The sequence below is a fragment of the Ewingella sp. CoE-038-23 genome (assembly GCF_040419245.1).
GTDB lineage: Bacteria > Pseudomonadota > Gammaproteobacteria > Enterobacterales > Enterobacteriaceae > Ewingella > Ewingella allii.
In genome coordinates, this window is the sequence record NZ_JAZHOH010000001.1 from 1942201 (window position 1) to 1965040 (window position 22840).

The window sequence follows — 22840 nt, forward strand, 5'->3', positions numbered from 1 at the left end:
GATTAGCTCCGGGTTTTTGAAAGACGATCGGCCAGCAGCACCGCGATCAGTAACAGACCGACCACGCCCACTTGCCAAACGGTGTTAATTCCAAACTGCAACATGCTGGTTTTAAGCGTGACCAGCAGCAGGACGGCGGCGAATACTCCCGCCACGCCCCCTTTGCCGCCAAATATCGCCACGCCACCCAGCAGGGCTGCGGTTAATGATTCCAGTTCAAGATTGACCCCCGCGTTCGGCCTGCCGCTGCCGAGCCACGACAGGGAAACAAAGCCCGCGCCGCCTGCCAGCATGCCGCACAGGGAGTAGAGTAGAATGCGCGCACGATCGACCGGGATGCCCACCAGTCGCGCCGAATGCTCGTTAAAGCCCATGGCGTAAATCCAGCGCCCCCACGAGGTAAACGACAGCAGCAGGGCGGCAATCAGAAACGCGGGAATAACCAGCGTGAGGAATGGCAGAGGAATGTCGGCCAGCACGCCGCGCCCCCAAGGCAAGACCCATGCCGGAACCCCGGACTGCGCCGCGCCGCCGGTGAGTGACAGCGCCAGACCCGAGTAGGCGTAGAAGGTGCCGAGAGTGACAATCAGCGGGTAGATTTTCAGCCTGGCGATCAGCAGGCCGTTTACCGCGCCGAGCAGGAAGCCGCACAGCAGACACACCACCGGCAGCAGCACCGCCGGAACCCCGGCCTGTAGCGCCATCACGCCCGCAATGGCGGACAGCGACACATTGCCGCCGACCGACAGGTCAATCCCCGCGCCGCCCGCCAGCACCACCAAGGCTTGCCCCAGCGACACCAGCGCCAACAGCGTGGCGAACTGCAAGATGCTGGTTAAGGTTGCGCCAGACAGAATCGACGGCTGACCAATCAGCAGGGTTAACGCCAGCGCCACCCACAGCCCGCAGAGCAGAGTGAGCACCAGATTTTTACGATAAAGGCGGGAAGCTCCCGCGGTGAGAGTCATGCGGTTCCTTCTCCTTTAAGACGATTTTTACGCAGGTTCATGTTGTGAATGCGCAACCTGCCGCTGAGCACTTCGGCTGTGAGCACCAGCAACAGCAGGCCTCCGGTGACCACGGTTTGCCACAGAGACGGCACGCCAATCAGCAGCAGGCCGTTTTGCAAGATACGCAGCAGGAACACGCCGAGTACCGTGCCCAGCAGGCTACAGTGGCCGCCCATAATGCCGGTTCCGCCCAGCACTACGGCGGCAATGGCTTCCAGCGCCAGCTGGCTGCCGATAGTCATTTCGACGTTGCGATAGGTGCCGACATAGAAGGTAGCCGCCAGCCCGCACAGCAGGCCGCTGATGATGAACGTGGCGAAACGAACCCGGGTGACCGCAATGCCGGAAAGCCGCGCTTTGTCTTCCGAATTGCCGATAGCCAGCAGGTGCAAGCCATACGGCGTGCGGCGCAGCGCCAGCCAGACCAGCCCGTAGGCCAGAGCAATCACCCAGACAGTCACGGGCAGGCCGAGCAGCGGCGCGCTGACTAACTGGGTCAGCGAGTCCGGCAGCCCCGACAACCACTGGCCGCCGAGCAGGGCAAACACCGCCGTGCGATAGACGCCATACAGCCCCAGCGTGCCGACGATGGCAGGAATGCGACCTGCCACCACCACCAGCGCGCTAATAACGCCAATCAATGCGCCCACCAGCGGGCCGGAAAGGGCGGTCAGGCCGGGAGAAACGCCCGCGTTAAGCAACTGACCAATAACAATTGCCGCCAGCCCCATCACCACGCCGACCGACACGTCCACGCCGCCCATTGCCAGCAGCAGGGTCATGCCCAGCCCAATCAAGAGTAATTCTGTGCTGTTGCGTAGCACGGTCGTCAGGTTATCCAGCGTGGCAAAATAGGGCGATGCCAGACTGAAAATAACGATGGCGACCAGACAAACGCAGGCCAGCGTCAGCTCCCGCCCCGAGAATTTCAGGGCGGGCGTGAAGGATGTTGCCACGGCAGTGTCCCCTCAGTGTTGCGATTCAGTTTTTGCGATAAAAATCAGAAGTGGAATTGGTCGACGTTTTGCTTGGTAAACACCGCCGGTGCGCCGAGCAGCAGCACGCCGGTTTTCGCGTCATAAGCCACTTTCTGATCCAGACCCGGCACACTGTTTTCGGCACTAAAGGTTTTACCGTCGATCAGCTGTTTGCCCGCCCAGACGGTGAGGTAGCCGAGTTTTTCCGGGTCCCACAGCACGGAGAAGCCAAAGGAGCCGCTTTTCAGGTAGGCGCGCGCGATGTCTGGGCTGCAATAGCCGGTACCCACCACTTTGCCGATTTTGCCAGCGGTTTCGATGGCCTGCGCCACGCCCGGACAGGTGGTAGAGGCAACGGCGATAATGCCTTTCAGGTCAGGGTTGGCGGCAATCATGTCGGCAGAAATTTGCGCCGCGCGGCTGGAGGTGCCGCCCGCAAACTGCGGTTTCAGCAGCGTGACATTCGGGTATTTGGCCTTGACGCGCTGCTGCATAAAGCCAATCCACGCGTTGAGGTTTGAGGCAGTGGCTTCGCCGGAAACTATGCCAATCTTGGCGTGGTCTCCGACGCGTTTCACCATCTCGTCAATCACCGTATCGCCCAGCCCCTCGTCCGTGGCCTGCGCCACGTAGACCGCGCGGCCGCTGTCCGGTGCGTCGCTGTCACTGGTGAAAAGCTTGATATTTTTGGCTTTGGCCTGCTCGACCACCGGCGCGATGCTCGAGGCATCCAGCACGCTGACCGAAATAGCGTTAACGCCCTGAGCAATCAGGTTTTGCACGATTTGCAGCTGGTCCATCGGGTTGGTATCCACTGGCCCCGAATAGATGAAATCCACGCCAAAAGCCTTAGCGGCGCGGTTGCCGCCGTCCTGCATCGCTTTGAAATAGGGAATACCGACGATTTGCGGCACAAAGGCCACTTTCGGTTTGTCTTGGGCGAAGGCGCTAAAAGCCGTCGCGCCGAGCAGAGCAGATGCCACCATGGTGCTGATCATTTTTTTCAACATAGAAAGCCCACCTGTCATGAATGTGAGAGATAACTGCTGTGTTTTTTGGTTTTGTAATGTGGATCTGGCGTTGTGTTGTTTGGTGATGCAACTTCGTGGATCTGACGTCAGGCCGTTACGGCCTCAAACGCTCGTGCTTCGGGATGCGCGCCGGTGATCAGCGACACAATCTCTTCCGGCGTGGTGTCGGCGCGTCGGCGCTCGGCAATTTTTCTGCCGCGACGGAATACCACCATGCGATCGGCAACTTCAAACACGTCGGCAATGTTGTGGCTGATTAACACCACCGCGCAGCCGCGCTCCGCCAGTTTGCGGGTGAGGGCCAGCACTTTGCGGGTTTCGGCGACGGCCAGCGCGGCGGTCGGCTCATCCATAATCACCAGCTTGGCGTTGAGGTTCAGCGCGCGGCAGATAGCCACCGCCTGCCGCTGGCCGCCGGAGAGGCTGCCAACCGGCGCTTCTGGGTCAGAAATATGGGCTTCCAGCTCGTGCAGTAGCTCGGCGACCTTTGAGCGCATCGCCTGCTGGCGAAGAAAAGGAATGCCTAAGAAGGAGTGTTTCAACTCGCGCCCAAGGAAGACGTTTTCCGCAATAGACAGGTTTTCGGACAGCGCCAGCTCCTGAAAAATGGTAGCGATGCCGCAGTCCGAGGCGTCTTTCGGCGAGTGAAAACTCACTGCTTTGCCATCGACCACCAACTCGCCGCCGCTGGCCGGATGGGCGCCCGCCAGCACTTTAGTAAAGGTAGATTTACCGGCGCCGTTATCACCCAACAGGGCCAATACTTCGCCGGGATAAATCTCCAGATTGACGTCGCGCAGGGCGGTTAACGCCCCGAAACGCTTGGTAATGTTAACGGCCTGAACATAGGGCTGAGCCATGGCGAATCTCCCGTAGAGTCTTGGGCTATCAGGCGTTGTCGAGGTGGGTGAGCCAGCTCAGACAGTTCTTCCACAGCTGGTCATAGCCCGGCCATGCGATGAATTCGCCGGGTACCCAGTGCGGGCCGATGTCCGACGTCCAGGCGATGGAGCGCCCTTTGCCGTAGCTGCCGGTGACTAACAAAGGGTGGCCGCCTTCGTCGTCTGGCAGAGTGGCCAGCACTTGCGCGCCTTCTTTCAGCACCACTTCGTTAGCGCCGAGCAGCAGCGGCCATGGGCCTTCTATCCCGCGCAGAATGGCGTGATTTTTGTCGCCGGTGATTTTAGCCGAGAAGCCTTCCGGCACCTCAAGGCGGTCGTCGTACGGCAGGCAGGTGACCGGCAGCACGTCTTCTACCGGGGTATTGCGCCAGCGCGCTTTGCCATCAATGCCTTGGAAAGAGAAGTAGCCGCCGATCATCATCAAGCCACCGCCTTCTTCGGTCCATTGACGTAATGATTTCAGACGGTTAGGCATAGGTTTGCTGTGCAGCCAGACCGCAGGCGGCAACAGCAGGGAGTTAGCGCCAATGTCCGACAAAATAATGGCGTCGTAGGCTTTCAGGCTTTCAAGATCGAAGGGCATTTTTTCCACCACTTCATGAGCCGGCAGATAGGTCAGCTCGAACTCGCTGCCTTTTAGCGCATTAACCAGCGGCTCAGCGCCTAAATGGAAAGTGACGCTACCGAACTGATCAAAACCTTTGTAGTGAGTCGCGGAACTGACCCAGCTTTCACCTAACAACAGCACGCGTTTAGTCATACCCATATTCTCCTGAATGAATTCCCCTGGTGAGGGCCTCTTTAGAACATCTCCGTAGCAAGGTGATAACAAAGTAAACCGGTTTAGTAAAGCGGTTTAGTGGTCAATATGTGAGCTAGGTGGTCAAATATAAGACATTTATATGAATCTTTTGCGAAGCATCAAAGTGGGCGAAAAAGGCCGCGTGCCGTGCTGCCAGCAGGTGCGATGAGGGGGAGGAAAATGCTACTCTGCATCATCGGCCGCTATCCCCACCATACGGAAGAACTATGACGTTGAAAGTGCTTGATGCCTGGCAGAAGGGCGACTTGATTAATTTGCTGATTGCGATCCCGGCGGGGATCATCGCCGCCCTGGTGACTATTGCTTTTCGCAGCGCCATTTCCGGCATCAACGACCTGATGTTCACCGACGGCACGGATATCACCAAGGCCTTCCTTGAATACCCCAAACTGGTCTGGCCGATTATCACTACGGTGGGTGGGGTGATTGCCGGGTTTATCCTACTGTGGGCGCTGAATGTCGAACGCAAGCACGGCAAGATGCCGGATTATCTCGACGTGATTGACCAACGCCTGCCGGGCATTCCGCTGCGCAGCACCTTGCTGCGCGCGGCGTCTTCTCTCGCCAGCATCGCCAGCGGCGGCTCTATCGGGCGCGAAGGGGCGATGGTGCAGCTTTCGGCCCTCAGCGGCAGCCTGCTCGGGCGTTTCTCGCGGTTACGCGCTTTACATCAATCCGACCTGATTGCCATGGCGGCGGCGGGCGGGCTGGCGGCGGTGTATCACGCTCCCTTGGCCGGGGCGCTGTTTGTGGCGGAAATCGCCTTCGGCGTAACGGCGGTGCAGCGGCTCATCCCGCTGTTTATCTCCGCCTCGGTGGCGGTGCTGACCGTGCGTTCAGTGACCGACTACGAGCCGCTGTATCTCTATTCGTCGGCCACCTTTAGCCCGTCTCCCGGCGCGCTGCTGACCGTGCTGGTGATTGGCGTGGCCACCGGCACCCTCGGGCCGCTGTTTATTGGCTCAATTGATAAAGTGCGCCAGTGGATGAAGCCGATTTCCCACCCGGCCCTGCGCCTCGGGCTAGGCGGGCTGGGCGTCGGGCTGGTGGCGATGGTGTCGCCGCTGGTGCTGGGTAACGGATTCGAAGTGATTGATTTGATTCTGAATGACGGCGATTTGCACACCGCGCTGTGGATGGTGCTGCTGCTCAAAATCGTCGCGACGGCGATCACCGTCGGCTCCGGCGCGGTGGGCGGGTTGTTCACGCCTTCATTACTCATTGGCGCAGCCAGCGGGGCGCTGGTCTGTACTTTTCTCCAGTGGCTGGGCTTCGATCCTGGCCCCATTGGGCTATACGCGGCGATTGGCATGAGCGCGCTGCTGGCGGCAACCAGCCATGCTCCGCTGATGTCGATCATGATGGCCTTTGAAATGACTCTCAACAGCTCGCTGCTGTTCCCATTGATGCTGGCGACGGCTATCTCCTACGTGGTGGCGTCGAGGCTCAAGGCGGCGGGAACCTATCCGGTGCTGGCTCGCCACAATGCACGCTTTATGGCGAAAAATGAGTTTGAAAACAGCTCGGTGGCGTCTCTTATCACCCCCTGTTCGCGAATGGTGGTGCACTCGACGCTTGCGGAAGTGGTGGGCGAAGGGCTAAAACAGCGCACGCGATATGTCTATATGGTGGACAGCCAAGAGCGTTTTCTCGGCGTGGTGCCGACCAACGTGCTGGCCAGCGGCATCATCGACGGCAGCCTAAAAGCCGACGAGCCGATTGACAGTTTTATCGAGCAGGAATTCACCACTCTGTACCAAAATGCCAGCTACGAGCAGGCTTGGGCGACCTTCAGCGATTCCCCCCTCGAGCGTCTGCCGGTATTAGAAAACCCCGAAACCCGCCGCCTGCTAGGCGTCATTACCAAAGCGGCGCTATTGAATAAGGCGAAGAATTTTCTTTAACTATCATCCCGCCGCCGCAGCGCCCACCAGCCTGCCAGCAGGGTAAATACCCCGACGATCACCACCAGCAGCAGGAAGCCATGGTGGTTATTGGCGAGGGGGATGCCGCCGACGTTCATACCGAAAAAGCCCGCCACGATGTTGATCGGCAGGGCCAGCACGGTGATCACCGTCAGCACGTAGAGTGTGCGGTTGCTCTGTTCCATCTGCCTTGAGGTGATCTCTTCCTGTAGCAGCCGGATGCGCTCGGTGAGGGCGATCAGGTCATTGAGCACCACCGAAAACTCTTCGGTGAATTGGCGGAAGTTCTGCACCACCTCGGGGGCAATCCACGCGGGTGGGCGATTTAACAGGCGGAAAAGGGCGGTCGGCTCGGGTGCCAGCAGGCGCTGAAAGCGCAGCAGCATGCGGCGCAAACGGCCAAGGTTGGCGCGGTTTTTCTTCACATGGTGGGTCAGCAGGCACTCTTCGATGCGATCGACATACAGATTGGCGCGCCGCACGATGTTTTCCAGCAGATCTTCCTGCTCTTGCAGCAGATAGACCATTAGCTCGGTAGGCGAGCTGATGCTGATGTAGTCCAGCCGTTTATAGAGCAATTCAATCAGCCGCACCGGCTTGTGGCGCGCGGTGACCACCAGCTGTGGGTGACAGCTGACCCACAGGGTGGAGGTTTCATCGACGCTCTCTTCAGGGTTGAAAATCACGTCATTAAGCACCGCCAGCAGGCTGTTTCCCTGTCGCTCAATCCGCGTACTGCGCGAGCCTTCGCGGATCTCTTCAAAGAATAACTCATCAATGGTGAAATGCTTTTTCAGCCACTTTTCCGCCATCGCGTGTGTCAGGTTGACGTGCAGCCAGATAAAGCCTTCGCTGTGGCAAATTTGCTGATAAGCCTCTTGCACCTGTTGTGAAGAGACGCGCTCCGGCGGCCTGCCGGGGCGAAAAATAAAGCCATAAATCAGCCCGGTCACTTCATCATTAAAATTGAGTACGGCAGGTCTTTCGCTCGGCATGAAATAGGTTTTCTGCAGGTGGAAAACGGATTGGCCTATTACGCCAGTATTCGGCCTAAATACAATATGCAGACAGCGAGTTTCATATTTCTGTCACAATGCAAAACCGCCAATACCCCCAATTTTCCTGCGTCATGCCTGTGGCAATCAATAACAGTCCGTATTCGTATTAAGTAATTATTAATCAATAACTTAAGTGATTTTCATGACTTACCCCTTTGGGAGTATTTAGCGCTATGTAAATAGTTGCTTAACGACGCGGGATTGATCGCAATCAAGTAGAGACACTCTGGGGCTGTTTACCCTCCTGATATTAAAAGCAATGTCGACATTCATAACGACAGCCTGCTTCAGGCGGCTGCACAGGAGAGTCCCGGATGAGCAAATTCCTTGACCGGTTTCGCTATTTTAAAACCCTAGCTGAACCCTTCGCTGACGGCCACGGCCAGACGCTTAACACCAATCGTGATTGGGAAGACGGTTATCGCAGCCGTTGGCAGCACGACAAAGTGGTGCGTTCCACCCACGGCGTGAACTGCACCGGTTCATGTAGCTGGAAAATTTACGTCAAGAACGGTCTGGTCACTTGGGAAACCCAGCAGACCGACTACCCGCGTACTCGCCCTGACTTGCCAAACCACGAACCGCGTGGCTGCCCGCGCGGCGCCAGCTACTCGTGGTATCTCTATAGCGCCAACCGCCTGAAATACCCATTGATGCGCAAAAAGCTGATCCAGCTGTGGCGCGAAGCCAAGTTGCAGCACAGCGACCCGGTAGATGCCTGGGGCTCTATTGTCAATCAGCCGGAAAAAGCCAAACAGTATAAAGCGGCGCGCGGGCGCGGTGGTTTTGTGCGCTCCAGCTGGCAGGAAGTGAATGAACTGATTGCCGCCTCTAACGTCTACACCGCCAAAACCTTCGGCCCGGATCGCATTATCGGCTTCTCGCCAATTCCGGCGATGTCGATGGTCTCTTATGCCGCCGGGGCGCGCTATCTGTCGCTGATTGGCGGCGTGTGCCTGAGCTTCTACGACTGGTATTGCGACTTGCCACCGGCTTCGCCGATGACCTGGGGCGAGCAGACCGACGTGCCCGAATCCGCCGACTGGTACAACTCTTCTTATATTATCGCCTGGGGTTCTAACGTCCCGCAGACCCGTACCCCGGACGCCCACTTCTTCACCGAAGTGCGTTACAAAGGCACCAAAACCGTGGCCATTACCCCGGACTATGCTGAAGTCGCCAAGCTGTGCGACCACTGGCTGGCACCAAAACAGGGGACAGACAGCGCGCTGGCGCTAGCCATGGGCCACGTCATTCTTAAATCTTTCCACCTTGATAACCCAAGCCAATATTTCATCGACTACGTGCGCCGCTACACCGACATGCCAATGCTGGTGATGCTCGAGCAGCGTGAAGAGGGCTATTACGCGGCGGGCCGCATGCTGCGCGCTTCTGACTTGGTGGATAATCTGGGTCAAGAAAATAACCCGCAGTGGAAAACCATCGCCATTGATGAAACCAGCGGCGAGCTGGTGTCACCACTCGGCTCGATTGGTTATCGCTGGGGGCAGAAGGGCCAGTGGAATCTTGAAGCGCGCGAAGGCAAGGCGCAGCAGGACGTCAGCCTGACGCTGAGCCTGCTGGACAACCACGACGAAGTGGTCAGCGTCGGCTTCCCATACTTCGGCGGCGCGGTCAGCGAGCATTTCAACAGCGTGGCGCTGGAAGAAGTGTTGCAGCACAAACTGCCGGCTAAACGCCTGCAACTGGCCGACGGCAGCAGCGTGCTGGTGGCCAGCGTCTATGACCTGACTCTGGCAAACTACGGCGTCGAGCGCGGCTTGAACGATGAAAACTGCGCGCAAAGCTTTGACGAAATCAAAGCCTACAGCCCGGCGTGGGCGGAAAAAATTACCGGCGTTTCTCAGCAAAATATCGTGCGTATTGCCCACGAGTTTGCCGAAAATGCCCATAAGACCCATGGCCGTTCGATGATCATCGTCGGTGCCGGTATGAACCACTGGTACCACATGGACATGAACTACCGTGGCCTAATCAACATGCTGATCTTCTGCGGCTGCGTCGGTCAAAGCGGCGGCGGCTGGGCACACTATGTTGGCCAAGAGAAGCTGCGCCCACAAACCGGCTGGCAGCCGCTGGCCTTTGGTCTGGACTGGCAGCGCCCGCCGCGCCAAATGAACAGCACCTCCTTCTTCTATAACCACTCCAGCCAGTGGCGCTATGAAACCGTCGCGCCGCAAGAGCTGCTTTCGCCATTGGCGGACAAATCCCAGTTCACCGGCAGCATGATTGATTTCAACGTGCGCGCCGAGCGGATGGGCTGGTTGCCTTCTGCGCCACAGCTGAGCGTCAACCCGTTGAATCTGGCGGCCATGGCTAAGCAGGCGGGTAAAACCACGCAGGAGTTCGCGGTAGAAAGCCTGAAAGATGGCAGCCTGCGCTTTGCCGCAGAGCAGCCGGATAACCCGCAAAACTTCCCGCGTAACCTGTTTGTCTGGCGCTCGAACCTGCTAGGTTCTTCCGGCAAGGGCCACGAGTACATGCTGAAATACCTGCTGGGTACTGAACACGGTATTCAGGGGGAAGATCTCGGCGTGCAGGGCGGCATCATGCCGGAAGAGGTGGAGTGGCAGGCACAGGGCGGCGAAGGCAAGCTGGATCTGGTGGTGACTCTCGATTACCGCATGTCCAGCACCTGTCTTTATTCCGACATCGTGCTCCCGACCGCCACCTGGTACGAAAAAGACGACATGAATACCTCGGATATGCATCCGTTTATTCACCCGCTGTCCGCCGCCGTGGACCCCGCTTGGGATTCAAAAAGCGATTGGGAAATCTATAAAGGCATCGCCAAAGAATTCTCCCGCGTCTGCGTGGGGCATTTAGGCGTTGAAAGCGACGTGGTGACCTTGCCAATTCAACACGACTCGGCGGCGGAAATGGCGCAGCCGTTTGGCGTCGAAGATTGGAAAAAAGGCGACTGTGAGCTGATTCCGGGCGTCACCGCGCCGCACTTGATGGTGGTTGAGCGCGACTACCCGAACACTTACGAGCGTTATACCTCCCTCGGCCCGCTGCTCGACAAACTGGGCAACGGCGGCAAAGGCATTAACTGGAATACCGACAGTGAAGTCGAGCTGCTGAAAAAGCTTAACTACACCAAGGCAGATGGCGCAGCCAAAGGCCGTCCGAACATAGACACGGCAATTGACGCGGCGGAAGTGATCCTGACGCTGGCCCCTGAAACCAACGGGCAGGTGGCGGTAAAAGCCTGGGCGGCGCTGAGTGCTAATACCGGCATCGACCATAGGCATCTGGCGCTGAATAAAGAAGACGAAAAAATCCGTTTCCGCGACATTCAGGCCCAGCCGCGCAAGATTATCTCCAGCCCGACGTGGTCAGGTTTGGAAGATGAACATGTCTCCTATAACGCCTGTTACACCAACGTGCACGAGCTGATCCCGTGGCGCACGCTGTCCGGCCGCCAGCAGATTTATCAGGACCACGCGTGGATGCGCGCCTTCGGCGAAAGCATGCTGGTTTATCGCCCGCCGATTGATACCCGCGCGGCGCAGCCTTTGCTCAACGCCAAGCCAAACGGCAACCCGGAGATGGCGCTGAACTTCCTGACGCCGCACCAGAAATGGGGCATTCACTCCACCTACAGCGACAACCTGCTGATGCTGACCTTAGGGCGCGGCGGACCCATTGTCTGGCTGAGTGAAGACGATGCCACCCAACTGGGCATTGAAGATAACGACTGGATTGAAGCTTTCAACGCCAATGGCTCGCTGAGCGCCCGCGCGGTGGTTAGCCAGCGCGTACCGGCGGGGATGACCATGATGTACCACGCGCAGGAGCGCATCGTGAACATTCCGGGTTCTGAAATCAGCCAGCAGCGCGGCGGTATTCACAACTCAGTGACCCGCGTCTGCCCGAAACCAACCCATATGATTGGCGGCTACGCGCAGCTCTCTTACGGCTTCAACTATTACGGCACCGTCGGCTCGAACCGCGATGAGTTCGTGATTGTGCGCAAAATGAACCGTATTGACTGGTTAGACGACGAAGGTAACGACTACGTGCAGGGCGCGGTTGCGCAGGAGAAAGCCAAATGAAAATTCGTTCACAAGTCGGCATGGTGCTGAATCTCGACAAATGCATTGGCTGCCACACCTGTTCCGTGACCTGTAAAAACGTCTGGACCAGCCGTGAAGGTATGGAGTACGCCTGGTTTAATAATGTGGAAACCAAGCCGGGGCTGGGTTATCCGCATGATTGGGAAAACCAGCAGAAATGGAAGGGCGGCTGGATCCGCAAAATTAACGGCAAATTGCAGCCGCGCATGGGTAACAAAGCCAACCTGCTGCACAAAATCTTTGCTAACCCGCATATGCCTGAAATCGATGATTATTACGAACCTTTCGACTTCGACTATCAGCATCTGCACACCGCCAAAGAGGGCAAACACCAGCCCGTGGCGCGCCCGCGCTCGCTACTGACCGGCAAGCGCATGAACAAAATCGTCGGCGGCCCGAACTGGGAAGATGATTTAGGCACTGAGTTCAGCAAACGCTCTGCCGACCAAAACTTCCAAAACATGCAGAAAGAGATGTATGGCGAGTTCGAAAACACCTTTATGGCTTACCTGCCAAGATTGTGCGAACACTGCCTGAACCCGGCCTGCGTGGCGACCTGCCCGAGCGGCGCGATTTATAAACGCGGCGAAGACGGCATTGTGCTGATCGATCAGGATAAATGTCGCGGCTGGCGTATGTGCCTGACCGGCTGTCCGTACAAGAAAATCTACTTCAACTGGAAGAGCGGCAAGTCGGAAAAATGCATTTTCTGCTATCCGCGTATTGAAGCCGGCCAGCCGACCGTCTGCTCTGAAACCTGCGTTGGGCGTATTCGCTACCTCGGCGTGGTGCTGTATGACGCCGACCGTATCGAGCAAGCCGCCTCGGTGGAAAACGAGAAAGACTTGTACGAAAGCCAGATGAGTATCTTCCTCAATCCGAATGACCCGGAAGTGATCGCCCAGGCCGAAAAAGACGGCATTCCGATGTCGGTCATGGACGCGGCGCGTCAGTCCCCGGTGTACAAAATGGCGATGGAGTGGAAGCTGGCGCTGCCGCTGCATCCTGAATATCGCACCCTGCCGATGGTGTGGTACGTGCCGCCGCTGTCGCCAATTCAGTCCGCCGCCGACGCGGGCGCATTGCCGCACACCGGCGTGCTGCCGGATGTCGAAAGCCTGCGTATTCCGGTGCAATATCTGGCGAATTTGCTGACCGCCGGAGACACCGCGCCGGTGCTGCTGGCTTTAAAACGCATGCTGGCGATGCGCCACTTCAAACGTGCCGAATCCGTGGATGGCGTGGTGGATACCAGCGCGCTGGAGCAGGTGGGTTTGAGCCAAGCACAGGCGCAGGAGATGTACCGCTATCTGGCCATTGCCAACTACGAGGACCGTTTCGTGGTGCCTTCCAGCCATCGGGAGCAGGCGCGCGAAGCCTTCCCAGAGGCCAAAGGCTGCGGTTTCAGCTTCGGCGACGGCTGCCACGGCAGCGACACCAAATTCAATCTGTTCAACAGCAAACGTATTGACGCCATTGATGTGAGCGCCAAAACCTCGCGAGGTGATCAATGAACAGTCTACGCATTCTAGGTTTGTTGCTTGATTATCCCGACGATCTGCTGTGGGAGAGTCAGAGCGAGTTGCTGGAGATCATTGGCGAAGCGGCTGAGCTAACTGGCGGGCAGCAAGCTGAGCTGGCGGGCTATATTCGCCAATTCTGCCAGCAAGATCTGCTCGACGCGCAGTCTTCCTATACGGGGCTGTTTGACCGTGGCCGCGCCACTTCGCTGCTGCTGTTCGAACATGTTCACGGCGAGTCGCGGGATCGCGGGCAGGCGATGGTGGATTTGCTGGCGCAGTATCACGCCGCCGGATTAGATATCGACAGCCGCGAGCTGCCGGACTATCTGCCGCTGTATCTGGAGTATTTATCCACGCTGGCGGCTGATGAAGCCCGTTCAGGCTTGAACGATATTGCGCCGATTCTGGCCCTGCTGGGGGCGCGTTTGCAGGAGCGAAACAGCGCCTATTCCCAGCTGTTCGACCTGCTGCTGGCCCTGTCTGGCAGCGCGATGGTCAGCGAAGACGTGCGCCCAAGCCTGCAACAAGAGGCAAGGGACGATACGCCTGCCGCGCTCGACGCGGTATGGGAAGAGGAGCAGATCAAGTTCCTCGGCGAGCAGAGCTGCGCCAGCGGTGAAGAAGCCGCGCACCAGAAGCGTTTTGTCGGTGCGGTGCAACCACAATATCTTGACCTTGATTCCGCCAACGCTGGGGAGGCACGTCCATGAATTTTCTCAATATGTTCTTGTTTGATATCTATCCCTACATCTGCGGCACGGTATTTCTGGTGGGCAGTTGGATGCGTTATGACTACGGCCAATACAGCTGGCGTGCGGGCTCCAGCCAGATTCTGGAGAAGAAGCTGCTGCGCATTGCTTCGCCGCTGTTCCACGTGGGGATTCTCGGCATTATCGCCGGTCACGCCTTCGGGATGCTCACTCCGCACTGGATGTATGAGTCTTTCCTGCCAGTGCCGGTTAAACAGCAAATGGCCATGTGGGCGGGCGGCGCCTGTGGCGTGTTGACGCTGATTGGCGGGCTGATGCTGGTTTATCGTCGTCTAAGCAATGACCGAGTGCGCGCCACCTCGAGCTTTGGCGACATTATGATCATCATTCTGCTGGTGGTGCAGTGTGCGCTGGGCCTCGGGACCATTCCGTTCTCCGCGCAGCACATGGATGGCAGCGAGATGATGAAGCTGGTGGGCTGGGCGCAAGCCGTGGTTACTTTCCACGGTGGGGCATCTGCCCATCTTGACGGCGTGGCGCTGATTTTCCGCATCCACATCGTGCTGGGTATGACGCTGTTCCTGCTGTTCCCATTCTGCCGACTGGTGCATATCTGGAGCGCGCCGGTGGAGTATCTGACTCGCCGCTACCAGCTGGTGCGTAACCGCCGCTGACCGTCAGGGTTGTGGCAATAAACAGAAGGGCGCTATGATGCGCCCTTATTTTTTAATTTGAATGCCACTTCATCAAGGATGCTCACCATGGCTATCGAAAGAAAACAATTCTCCCTGCCGCGCCGCCTGCTGCGTAACAGCCTGATTCTGATCGTCATCGGGATAGTCGCCGTGGTGCACGGTTTAGTGGTCGGCAACCCCGACGCCACCAATGGCGAAATGCCCCCACAGTTCGCCTTAGGAATTTGGTTCATCATCTTTGGTGGCGTGCTGGGGCTTATCAGCTGGTTTGTATTGAAGAAGAAGGCTAAGACGCCTAAAGAGTGAGTTTTCAATTGCAACTCTGAGGTCAAAACCGTGCGCTGCCGCCACACCGGCCTTAAGGGGCGCCTATCGCCGCGCCCCTCAAGACTCCCCGGCTCTTTACTGCGCGCTCCGCTCGTTGGGCGGACGTGTTTCAGGGACTTCAGTTCTCCACCGCCCTCCCTATCAATAAAGAATGTCGCCGCTTAGGCGGTGCCTTCGCCACGGGATTACTCGGCCTCTGGCCTCGCCCTTCGGGTCGTTGCTTTGCAACGCAGTCTCGCTTCGCTCGGCTCGAGCCATAGGTCTCGAACCTCTCGCTCAGCGCCATTTTTGACTGCGGTTTTGAGGCATTTCAACCGTACCTTTTCAGTAAATTTCAGATTTTTTGTGAATGAAACGGCTCGGAGTAAGTGCCAGTAGGTCGCGTTCAGAAGTGACGCCGAGCAAGAGGTGGAAAACCGCGAGTCTTTTGCGCGGGTTGTAATCCCGCAGCGAGGGAACCGCCTAAGCGGCGGCAATTCGCGACGATCGCCGCGGCCACTGAAACACGTCCATCCCACCCCTGCGCAGCCTCGATCTCCCAGCAGCAAAAAAACGCAGGATTCCAAAGGGTTTCGTTTAAAACCCTTTGGGCCAGTGTGGGCGGCGAGCCCACGGTTTTGAACTTGACCTTAATTTTGACCTCAATCTTTCTAAAGATTGAAAAAGTTTCCGATGCTTTCCAAAGCATCAAAACCCCCTCCCGCTGATAACGATATTCATTTACACTGGCGCACTTGCCCGCGCACGGGCCATTCCAATGAGGATGCACGATGCTCCGCCGGTTCTTCTCTTATTACGCGCCTTATAAAAAACTGTTTTACCTCGACTTTGGCTGCGCGATCCTCGGTGGATTGCTGGAGCTGGGGTTTCCTATGGCAATCAAAACCTTTATCGACAAACTGCTGCCAGCCCATGACTTCGTGGTGATCCTGATAGCGACCGTCGGGCTGCTGTGCATTTATTTGATTAATACCGGGCTGATGGCGGTGGTCAACTATTGGGGACACGCGCTGGGCGTGGGGATTGAAACGGATATGCGCCGTCAGGCGTTTAGCCATTTGCAGAAACTCTCTTTCCGCTATTACGACAACACCAAAACCGGCCACATTATTACTCACGTCACCAAAGATTTGGAAGAAGTGGGGGAAGTGGCGCACCACGGCCCGGAAGACCTGTTCATCGCGATCATGACCTTTATCGGCGCCTTTATTTTGATGGCGACGGTGCACTTGCCGTTGGCGCTGATGACCATCGTGATTGTGCCTTTTATGACCTATCTGGTGAGCCGTTACGGCGCGCAAATGACCGAAACCTGGCGTCGCCTGTTTGGTCAGGTGGGTAACTTTAATGCTCGGATTGAAGAGAGCATCGGCGGTATTCGCGTGGTGAAAGCCTTTGCCAACGAAGCCCATGAGAAAACCTTATTTGCCTCCGACAACGAAAACTATCGTGTTACCAAGTTGAAAGCCTATCGCATCATGACCGCCAGCCTGACGCTGAGCTACCTCAGCACGCGGCTTATTCAAATTGTGGTGATGATCGCCGGGACCTGGTACGTGGTTAACGGCCAACTGAGCTACGGCGGTTTTGTCGGCTTCTTATTATTGGTGGAAGTGTTCTTCCGCCCGGTGGCAAAAATCACTTCGGTATTGGAAAGCTACCCGAAAGGCATTGCCGGGTTTAAACGCTTTACCCAGCTGATTGACACCGCGCCGGATATCGTTGACCGCCCGAATGCGCGGGCCGTTGAGCATCTGCACGGCGACATCTGCTATCGCGACGTGGTATTTGGCTATACGCCCGCCAGTAAGATCCTCAATGGCATCAATCTGCAGATTAAAGCCGGAGAAACGCTGGCCTTTGTCGGGCCATCGGGGGCGGGGAAAACCACGCTGTGCTCGCTGTTGCCGCGATTCTATGAGCTGGATAGCGGCTCAATTACCATTGATGGCATTGATATTCGCGATATGACGCAGGCGTCGCTACGCAACAATATCGGCATTGTGCAGCAGGATGTATTCCTGTTCGGCGGCAGCATTCGCGAGAACATCGCCTATGGCAAACTGAACGCCACTGAGGCAGAAATCCGCGAGGCGGCGCGTCAGGCAAGGCTTGATGAGGTGATTAATGCCTTGCCACTCGGCATGGACACGGTGATTGGCGAGCGGGGCGTTAAACTCTCCGGCGGGCAGAAGCAGCGTTTGTCGATAGCCCGTATCTTCCTGAAGAACCCGCCAATCTTGATTCTGGATGAAGCCACCTCTGCGCTGGACACCGCCACCGAGCAGGCGATTCAGCAATCACTGGCTGACCTGTCCCAAGGCCGTACCACGCTGGTTATCGCCCATCGTCTGGCCACCATTCAAAACGCCGATCGCATTGTGGTGGTAGATAAGGAAGGCATTGTCGAGCAGGGTACCCATGAACAGTTGCTCGCCCAGCAGGGCCGCTACGCTCAACTCCACGCCGCACAGTTTAGATAACCCGCTTGCCTTAACTCCGCAAAACGCCGTTTTTCTCTCAGCAGAGGGGAAAGCGGCAGCGCTTTTTATCCCTAGATTTATTACTTTCTTTTCTTACCTTTCGAACTAAGAATAAAAAAGCATCAAAACGGTCATGTGGCGAATAAATGGTTAACTGAAATTTGAATCAAGATCTCATTATTGCAATTTAGTGAAAGTTTTAAATTTGACTTATTAATTATCTAATCAAAAAAAATTAAACAAATGGAGTAGGTTCATAAAATTAGAATTACCTTTTCTATTTAATGGATATAAAAGAACACTAAAAAATAGTTACCCTGCTATGCACTATAAAAAGGCATTACTACTATTCCGAATGTGTTTTTATTAATGATTGTTAACATCCGGCAACCCCCGCAGAACAGTGATCCCAATAACAGAAAACATACATTCCTAAACACAAATTGCACCAAAACCATGCAATGCACTATTGTGGTGCAATTCTTTATGCAAAAAACGCATATAATCAGTAAGTTACAGACCTCGCATAGAAACATATTGTTACAACTCTTTGCGTTAAATTAACGTTATCGCCCGAACTTTTCCATTTTAACTTTTCGTGCTTAATGCTAAGGTTCGAATCGTTTTACAGACAGAAGCATTTATAAACATTTAAAAAACTCACAGCTCGATATTTAAAAGCGGGCATGAGAAATCCTTTATATAAAATCAAGGAATATAAAATAATGATGAAGCGCAGTGTGCTGGCCGTAGTGGTCTCTTTAATCGTTGCATCCTCAGCTGCTAATGCAGCAGAAGTTTATAATAAAGACGGCAATAAATTAGACCTGTACGGTCGCGTGAACGGCAAACATGCCTTCAGCGATGACAAAGGTTCTGACGGCGACAAAACTTATGTCCGTTTTGGTTTTAAAGGGGAAACTCAAATTAATGACCAACTGACCGGTTACGGCCAGTGGGAATACAACGTTCAGGCTAACCACGCTGAATCAGCAGGCACCGAGGGTACGAAAACTCGTCTGGGCTTCGCAGGTCTGAAAGTTAAAGATTTCGGTTCTTTCGACTACGGTCGTAACTACGGCGTTGTTTACGACGCAATCGCGTTTACCGATATGATGCCTGAGTACGGCGGCGACACCGGTTACACTGACAACTTCATGGTGGGTCGTGCTAACGGTCTGGCAACTTACCGTAACCAAGACTTCTTCGGTCTGGTTGAAGGTCTGAACTTTGCTCTGCAATATCAGGGTAAAAACGAAGGTGACGCTAACCGTCCAGACGGTAAAGCGAATGGCGACGGCTACGGCGCGTCATTGGATTATGAAAACATCGGCGGCACGGGTATCGGCGCAGCATTGGCAGGTTCTTCTTCTGACCGTACCAATGGCCAAGCTAACTCTACCTACGGCAAAGGCGACAAAGCTTCTGCATGGGCTACCGGTCTGAAATATGACGCTAACCAGGTTTACCTGGCAGCGATGTACAACGAAACTCGTAACCAGACTCCAATCAGCGTTCCAGCGACTGGCGCGGTTCCAGCTACTTCTGGTTTTGCTAACAAAACCAAAGGCATCGAGTTCGTTGCACAGTACCAATTCGAAAACGGCCTGCGTCCTTCTGTAGGTTACGTACAGTCTAAAGCTCACGATATCGAAAACGGTATCGGCGATGCAGACATCGTTAAATACTTCGAAGTGGGCGCAACTTACTACTTCAACAAAAACATGTACGTTTATGTTGACTACCTGATCAACCAACTTAACGACGACAACAAGCTGGGCCTGAACACCGACGATATCACTACCGTTGCCCTGACTTACCGTTTCTAAGTTGATTCAAAGCATTATTACCCGTTTCTGTGTCTGAAAATGGTAATGGTAAAAGGCAGAGTTTCATTGGCTCTGCCTTTTTTTCGTCTTGAATTTGCCTCGCTGGCCTTTCGTTCTCATACCTTACACTTCAATCGCTTAACCCATAGCCTGAAGGTATAGCGCTGCACTAAACAAGTATTCGTCACTTCGCAACTCGCATGGAATAGTCGTGTTTTCCTTTATTAGCTGCCCAAGTTAAGGAGCACCAAGTCTATGCAAACCATTCCCAAACCTTATTTACTGTTTTTAGGTGATGTGACCGATCCGCTGGCAGTCAAAACGGCGCGCGGCATCCACCATTGGCGCCTTGAGGTCTGTATCGGCCAACTACGTCTGGCGGAGGACTCCATTTCTCTCGGCTTGGAAGAAATGGATGTGGTTACAGCCAAGCAGCAGGGGGCGAAAACCATGGTGCTGGGCACCGCCAACTCTGGCGGCAAGCTTCCTGGGCATTGGTTAACATCCATTAAAGCGGCGATCCGCGCCGGTTTAAACGTGGCGAACGGCTTGCATCAAGGGTTGAATGATGTTCCTGAGCTGGTGGAGCTTGCCAAACAGTATCAGGTGGAACTGTTTGACGTGCGCCATATGCAACCCGCGTTGGACACCGGGACTGGCAAACGCCGTGGCGGAAAACGTATTTTGACCGTCGGCACCGACTGCTCTGTCGGCAAGATGTACAGCTCGCTGGCGCTGGAAGCGGCGCTGCGCCAGCTGGATATTCAGGCAGATTTTCGCGCCACCGGGCAGACCGGCATCTTAGTCGCCGGAGCCGGAATTGCCATTGATGCGGTGATTGCCGATTTTATCTCCGGCGCGGTAGAAACACTGGCTCCGGCCAATCAAGACAATCATTGGGACATTATCGAGGGGCAGGGATCGCTGTTCCACCCATCGTTTGCCGGGGTAAGCATGGGGCTGATCCACGGCGCACAGGCCGATTTGCTGGTCATGTGTCATGAGCTTGGCCGTCCGCATATGCGCCATTTACCTCATATGCCGCTGCCAAGTTTACGCCAGTGCGTAGAAACCAATCTCGCGGCGGCGCGGCTGACCAGCCCACATGTTCGACTGGCCGGTTTCTCACTCAACACTTCGGCGGTGGATGAGCAACAGGCCAAAGCCGCACTAGCGGAAATTAGCGCCGAGTTTGGCGTGCCGGCGACCGATCCCGTGCGCTTTGGTATGCAAGAGGTGGCGCAGTGGATCAAAGAACAGGGCTGATTTACCGTATCTGAACACAGATGTTGCAGCCAAGTGACAGCCATTTTGCTACCTTCAGTTATCAGTGTTTTTTTGGAGCCACTGGCGCATGCGTCTTCGTCACATTGAAGTTTTTCAAGCCGTTTTACAGGCGGGCAGCGTCAGCGGCGCGGCGCGTTTGCTTAACGTGTCGCAGCCTAACGTTAGCCGCGTGCTCAACCACGCCGAGCAGCAACTGGGCTTTGCGCTGTTTGAGCGCAGCCCGCAGGGGCTGATTGTGACCCCAGAAGGGCGGCGATTAATGCCGGAAATTGACGCCTTATTTAGCCATATCCAGACTATTTCTGCCTTGGCCGAGCAGCTGCGTCAGGGGGAAGGCCAGCACGTTCGCATGGGGTCGGCTCATACCCTCGGGCAGGTGATTATGGCCCCGGTGTTAGCCAATTTCCGCCGTCAGACGCCCGGCGGCAGCGTTGAATTGGTGACTACCCACTTCAACACGCTGAGTCAGGATCTACTGCAATACAAGATGGATTTTGCCCTGACTTTCGCCGAACAGGTGCCCGGCGAGCTGATTGCCGAATCTGTTTATCAGGCCAACATGGTGGCGCTGTTGCCACTGGATAGCCCGCAGGAAGGCCCAGTTTCGCTGAGCTGGCTGTGTGACAACGAGTTATTAATGTTGCAGCAGCAGGACCCTTTGGGGCAGGTGCTAAATCGCGTTCTGCACGAGCATGGCCTGTCGCCGCGTTCGCAGCTGTATATCAAAACCTATTCGGTGATTGCCGATGTGGTGCTGGCCGGAGGCGGCGTCGGCGTGGTGGATACCTTCACCGCCAGCCGCTATCGCGGGCAGCTGAAAATCCTGCCAGTGGTGGAGTATCTGCCTTTCGAGGTGATTTTGCTCAGCCGCAAAGATCAGCCGGCGTCACAGGCTGCGTTGAAACTTCAGCAGCTGATTCGCCACAAGCTGTGGGAGTTGGAAGGGCAACTGCTGAACCCTGCCTGAAACTCAATTTTCCCTCCTTTATAGGGCCCCTTTGTCGATCAACAGATAATAGTCTTCAATGATCTGCTGATATAACTCCACGCTCTCTTCCAGCCGTGAAACCCGACAATACTCGTCAGTCTGGTGAGCCATTGAAGGCTCGCCCGGCCCGAGGATCAGGCAGGGCGGATTGCCCAAGGCGTCAACCAACAGCGCGGCATCGGTAAAATAGGGCACAATTTTGGCATCGACCGGCGTGTCATGCAGCGGCTGGCAGTGCTCGAATACGCTCTGCACCCAAGGGTTTTGCCGCTCAGTCAGCACGGCGGGAAGGTCAACTAAGGTCTCTATAGTGACAACGTCACTTAAATGCTGTTGCAAACGCGATTTCAACGTAGAGTGCGCCAGCGTTGGGTCGGTACGCATATCCACATCAAAACTGGCCCTGTCCGGCACCGAATTAATGTTCAATCCGCCCTGAAAAGTGCCGACGTTGAGCGTCGGTTTCTTCATTAATGGGTGCGGCGGGCCGGGGTCGAAATGACGAATCTTGCCAATAGCGTCAGCCGCCAGATAGATGGCGTTAATCCCCAGCTCCGGCATCGCGCCGTGGGCGGTTTTGCCATGGGTAGCGCAACGCAGCCAGAGTGCGCCCTTGTGGCCGACCATCGGGTAATTGCCCGTGGGTTCGCCGACAATCAGCGCCCCCGGCTGGGCCAGCGTCAGGTTTGAATCATTAATCATGGCGCGCGCGCCGTCGCAGCCCGTCTCTTCGCCGCCGGTTAGGATCAGCATCACGCCGCTGTTCTGCGCAATGACCCCTTGGCGATGAATGCAGGCGACAATAAAGGCCGCGATGGCCGCCTTCATATCGCTGCTGCCACGGCCGTAAAGCTTACCGTCAGCGATCTCTCCGGCAAAAGGATCGAACTTCCACCGGGCGTTTCCCAGCGGAACCGTGTCGAGATGGCCGGTAAACGCCAGAGGTTTACCCGCCGCCGAGCCTGCTAAAGTGGCAATCAGGTTGCAGCGCCGTTCACCGAAAGGCTGTAGTTTGACCTCGAACCCGGTGTCGCTCAGAAAACTCGCCAGCCAGCTTAGGCATTCTACCTCGTCGCCCGGCGGGTTAATGGTGTTGAAGCCAAGCAGAGCGCGGGTTAGGGCGATAACGTCTTGATCCATTTGGCGCTCCTTAATGCAGATTTTTGCGACTG

18 protein-coding genes and 1 other RNA gene are annotated in these 22840 nt (G+C 56.0%); 10 read left to right on the forward strand and 9 right to left on the reverse strand.

The window, feature by feature from the left end; genetic code table 11:
- Positions 1-2 precede the first annotated feature (2 nt).
- The 5 genes from V2154_RS09120 to V2154_RS09140 all read right to left on the reverse strand — a co-directional run bounded on the left by V2154_RS09120 (position 3) and on the right by V2154_RS09140 (position 4680).
- Positions 3-968: an ABC transporter permease gene (locus V2154_RS09120; RefSeq protein WP_353501955.1), complete on the reverse strand. Its 966-nt coding sequence runs from the start codon at positions 966-968 to the stop codon at positions 3-5.
- The gene (locus tag V2154_RS09125; protein ID WP_353501956.1) at positions 965-1966 is read right to left on the reverse strand and encodes an ABC transporter permease; all 1002 of its coding nucleotides are present in this window, start codon (positions 1964-1966) and stop codon (positions 965-967) included. Before V2154_RS09125 ends, V2154_RS09120 begins: the two co-directional genes overlap by 4 nt.
- Positions 1967-2010: 44 nt before the next feature.
- Positions 2011-2997 (reverse strand): autoinducer 2 ABC transporter substrate-binding protein, encoded by a 987-nt coding sequence (locus tag V2154_RS09130; RefSeq protein WP_353501957.1) that lies wholly within the window; start codon positions 2995-2997, stop codon positions 2011-2013.
- Between the two features lie 107 nt (positions 2998-3104).
- On the reverse strand, positions 3105-3878 hold the full coding sequence (locus V2154_RS09135) for an ATP-binding cassette domain-containing protein (protein WP_353501958.1): 774 nt from the start codon (positions 3876-3878) through the stop codon (positions 3105-3107).
- 28 nt (positions 3879-3906) lie between these two features.
- Positions 3907-4680 (reverse strand): glutamine amidotransferase, encoded by a 774-nt coding sequence (locus V2154_RS09140; protein ID WP_353503960.1) that lies wholly within the window; start codon positions 4678-4680, stop codon positions 3907-3909.
- Positions 4681-4949: 269 nt separating this feature from the next.
- Here V2154_RS09140 and V2154_RS09145 point away from each other — a divergent pair, with 269 nt between their 5' ends.
- Positions 4950-6647 carry a chloride channel protein gene (locus tag V2154_RS09145; RefSeq protein WP_353501959.1) on the forward strand — a complete coding sequence of 566 codons (1698 nt, stop codon included), beginning with the start codon at positions 4950-4952 and terminating at the stop codon, positions 6645-6647.
- Here V2154_RS09145 and V2154_RS09150 read toward each other — a convergent pair.
- Positions 6644-7663 carry a transporter gene (locus V2154_RS09150; protein WP_353501960.1) on the reverse strand — a complete coding sequence of 340 codons (1020 nt, stop codon included), beginning with the start codon at positions 7661-7663 and terminating at the stop codon, positions 6644-6646. The two genes, V2154_RS09145 and V2154_RS09150, sit on opposite strands and share 4 nt — an antisense overlap.
- Before the next feature lie 377 nt (positions 7664-8040).
- Here V2154_RS09150 and V2154_RS09155 point away from each other — a divergent pair, with 377 nt between their 5' ends.
- The 5 genes from V2154_RS09155 (at position 8041) to V2154_RS09175 (ending at position 15060) form a co-directional block, all read left to right on the forward strand.
- A complete protein-coding gene (locus V2154_RS09155) occupies positions 8041-11805 on the forward strand; it encodes a nitrate reductase subunit alpha (RefSeq protein WP_353501961.1) in 3765 nt (1254 codons plus the stop codon).
- Complete coding sequence (gene narH / locus V2154_RS09160; protein WP_353501962.1) at positions 11802-13340, forward strand: nitrate reductase subunit beta; 1539 nt, start codon at positions 11802-11804, stop codon at positions 13338-13340. Before V2154_RS09155 ends, narH begins: the two co-directional genes overlap by 4 nt.
- Positions 13337-14059: a nitrate reductase molybdenum cofactor assembly chaperone gene (gene narJ, locus V2154_RS09165; protein ID WP_353501963.1), complete on the forward strand. Its 723-nt coding sequence runs from the start codon at positions 13337-13339 to the stop codon at positions 14057-14059. Before narH ends, narJ begins: the two co-directional genes overlap by 4 nt.
- Positions 14056-14733 (forward strand): respiratory nitrate reductase subunit gamma, encoded by a 678-nt coding sequence (gene narI / locus V2154_RS09170; protein WP_185690020.1) that lies wholly within the window; start codon positions 14056-14058, stop codon positions 14731-14733. The genes narJ and narI overlap by 4 nt, the downstream gene beginning before the upstream one ends.
- A gap of 87 nt (positions 14734-14820) precedes the next feature.
- Positions 14821-15060, forward strand: a complete 240-nt coding sequence (locus tag V2154_RS09175; protein WP_278880545.1) for a hypothetical protein — start codon at positions 14821-14823, stop codon at positions 15058-15060.
- Between the two features lie 189 nt (positions 15061-15249).
- On the opposite strand, the gene V2154_RS09180 is transcribed toward V2154_RS09175, so the two are convergent.
- Both V2154_RS09180 and V2154_RS09185 read right to left on the reverse strand, forming a co-directional pair.
- Positions 15250-15378: non-coding RNA, RtT sRNA (locus V2154_RS09180), on the reverse strand.
- A gap of 88 nt (positions 15379-15466) precedes the next feature.
- Positions 15467-15769: a hypothetical protein gene (locus V2154_RS09185; RefSeq protein ID WP_353501964.1), complete on the reverse strand. Its 303-nt coding sequence runs from the start codon at positions 15767-15769 to the stop codon at positions 15467-15469.
- 82 nt (positions 15770-15851) lie between these two features.
- Here V2154_RS09185 and V2154_RS09190 point away from each other — a divergent pair, with 82 nt between their 5' ends.
- The 4 genes from V2154_RS09190 to V2154_RS09205 all read left to right on the forward strand — a co-directional run bounded on the left by V2154_RS09190 (position 15852) and on the right by V2154_RS09205 (position 21647).
- Positions 15852-17564 carry an ABC transporter ATP-binding protein gene (locus V2154_RS09190; protein WP_353501965.1) on the forward strand — a complete coding sequence of 571 codons (1713 nt, stop codon included), beginning with the start codon at positions 15852-15854 and terminating at the stop codon, positions 17562-17564.
- Positions 17565-18289: 725 nt separating this feature from the next.
- Positions 18290-19393 carry a porin gene (locus V2154_RS09195; protein WP_272901263.1) on the forward strand — a complete coding sequence of 368 codons (1104 nt, stop codon included), beginning with the start codon at positions 18290-18292 and terminating at the stop codon, positions 19391-19393.
- A gap of 255 nt (positions 19394-19648) precedes the next feature.
- Positions 19649-20659: an N-acetyltransferase DgcN gene (gene dgcN, locus V2154_RS09200; RefSeq protein WP_353501966.1), complete on the forward strand. Its 1011-nt coding sequence runs from the start codon at positions 19649-19651 to the stop codon at positions 20657-20659.
- 88 nt (positions 20660-20747) lie between these two features.
- Positions 20748-21647 (forward strand): LysR family transcriptional regulator, encoded by a 900-nt coding sequence (locus tag V2154_RS09205; RefSeq protein WP_185690022.1) that lies wholly within the window; start codon positions 20748-20750, stop codon positions 21645-21647.
- Positions 21648-21665: 18 nt separating this feature from the next.
- Here V2154_RS09205 and V2154_RS09210 read toward each other — a convergent pair whose 3' ends face one another.
- Positions 21666-22808: a M20 family metallopeptidase gene (locus V2154_RS09210; protein WP_353501967.1), complete on the reverse strand. Its 1143-nt coding sequence runs from the start codon at positions 22806-22808 to the stop codon at positions 21666-21668.
- Positions 22809-22840 lie beyond the last annotated feature (32 nt).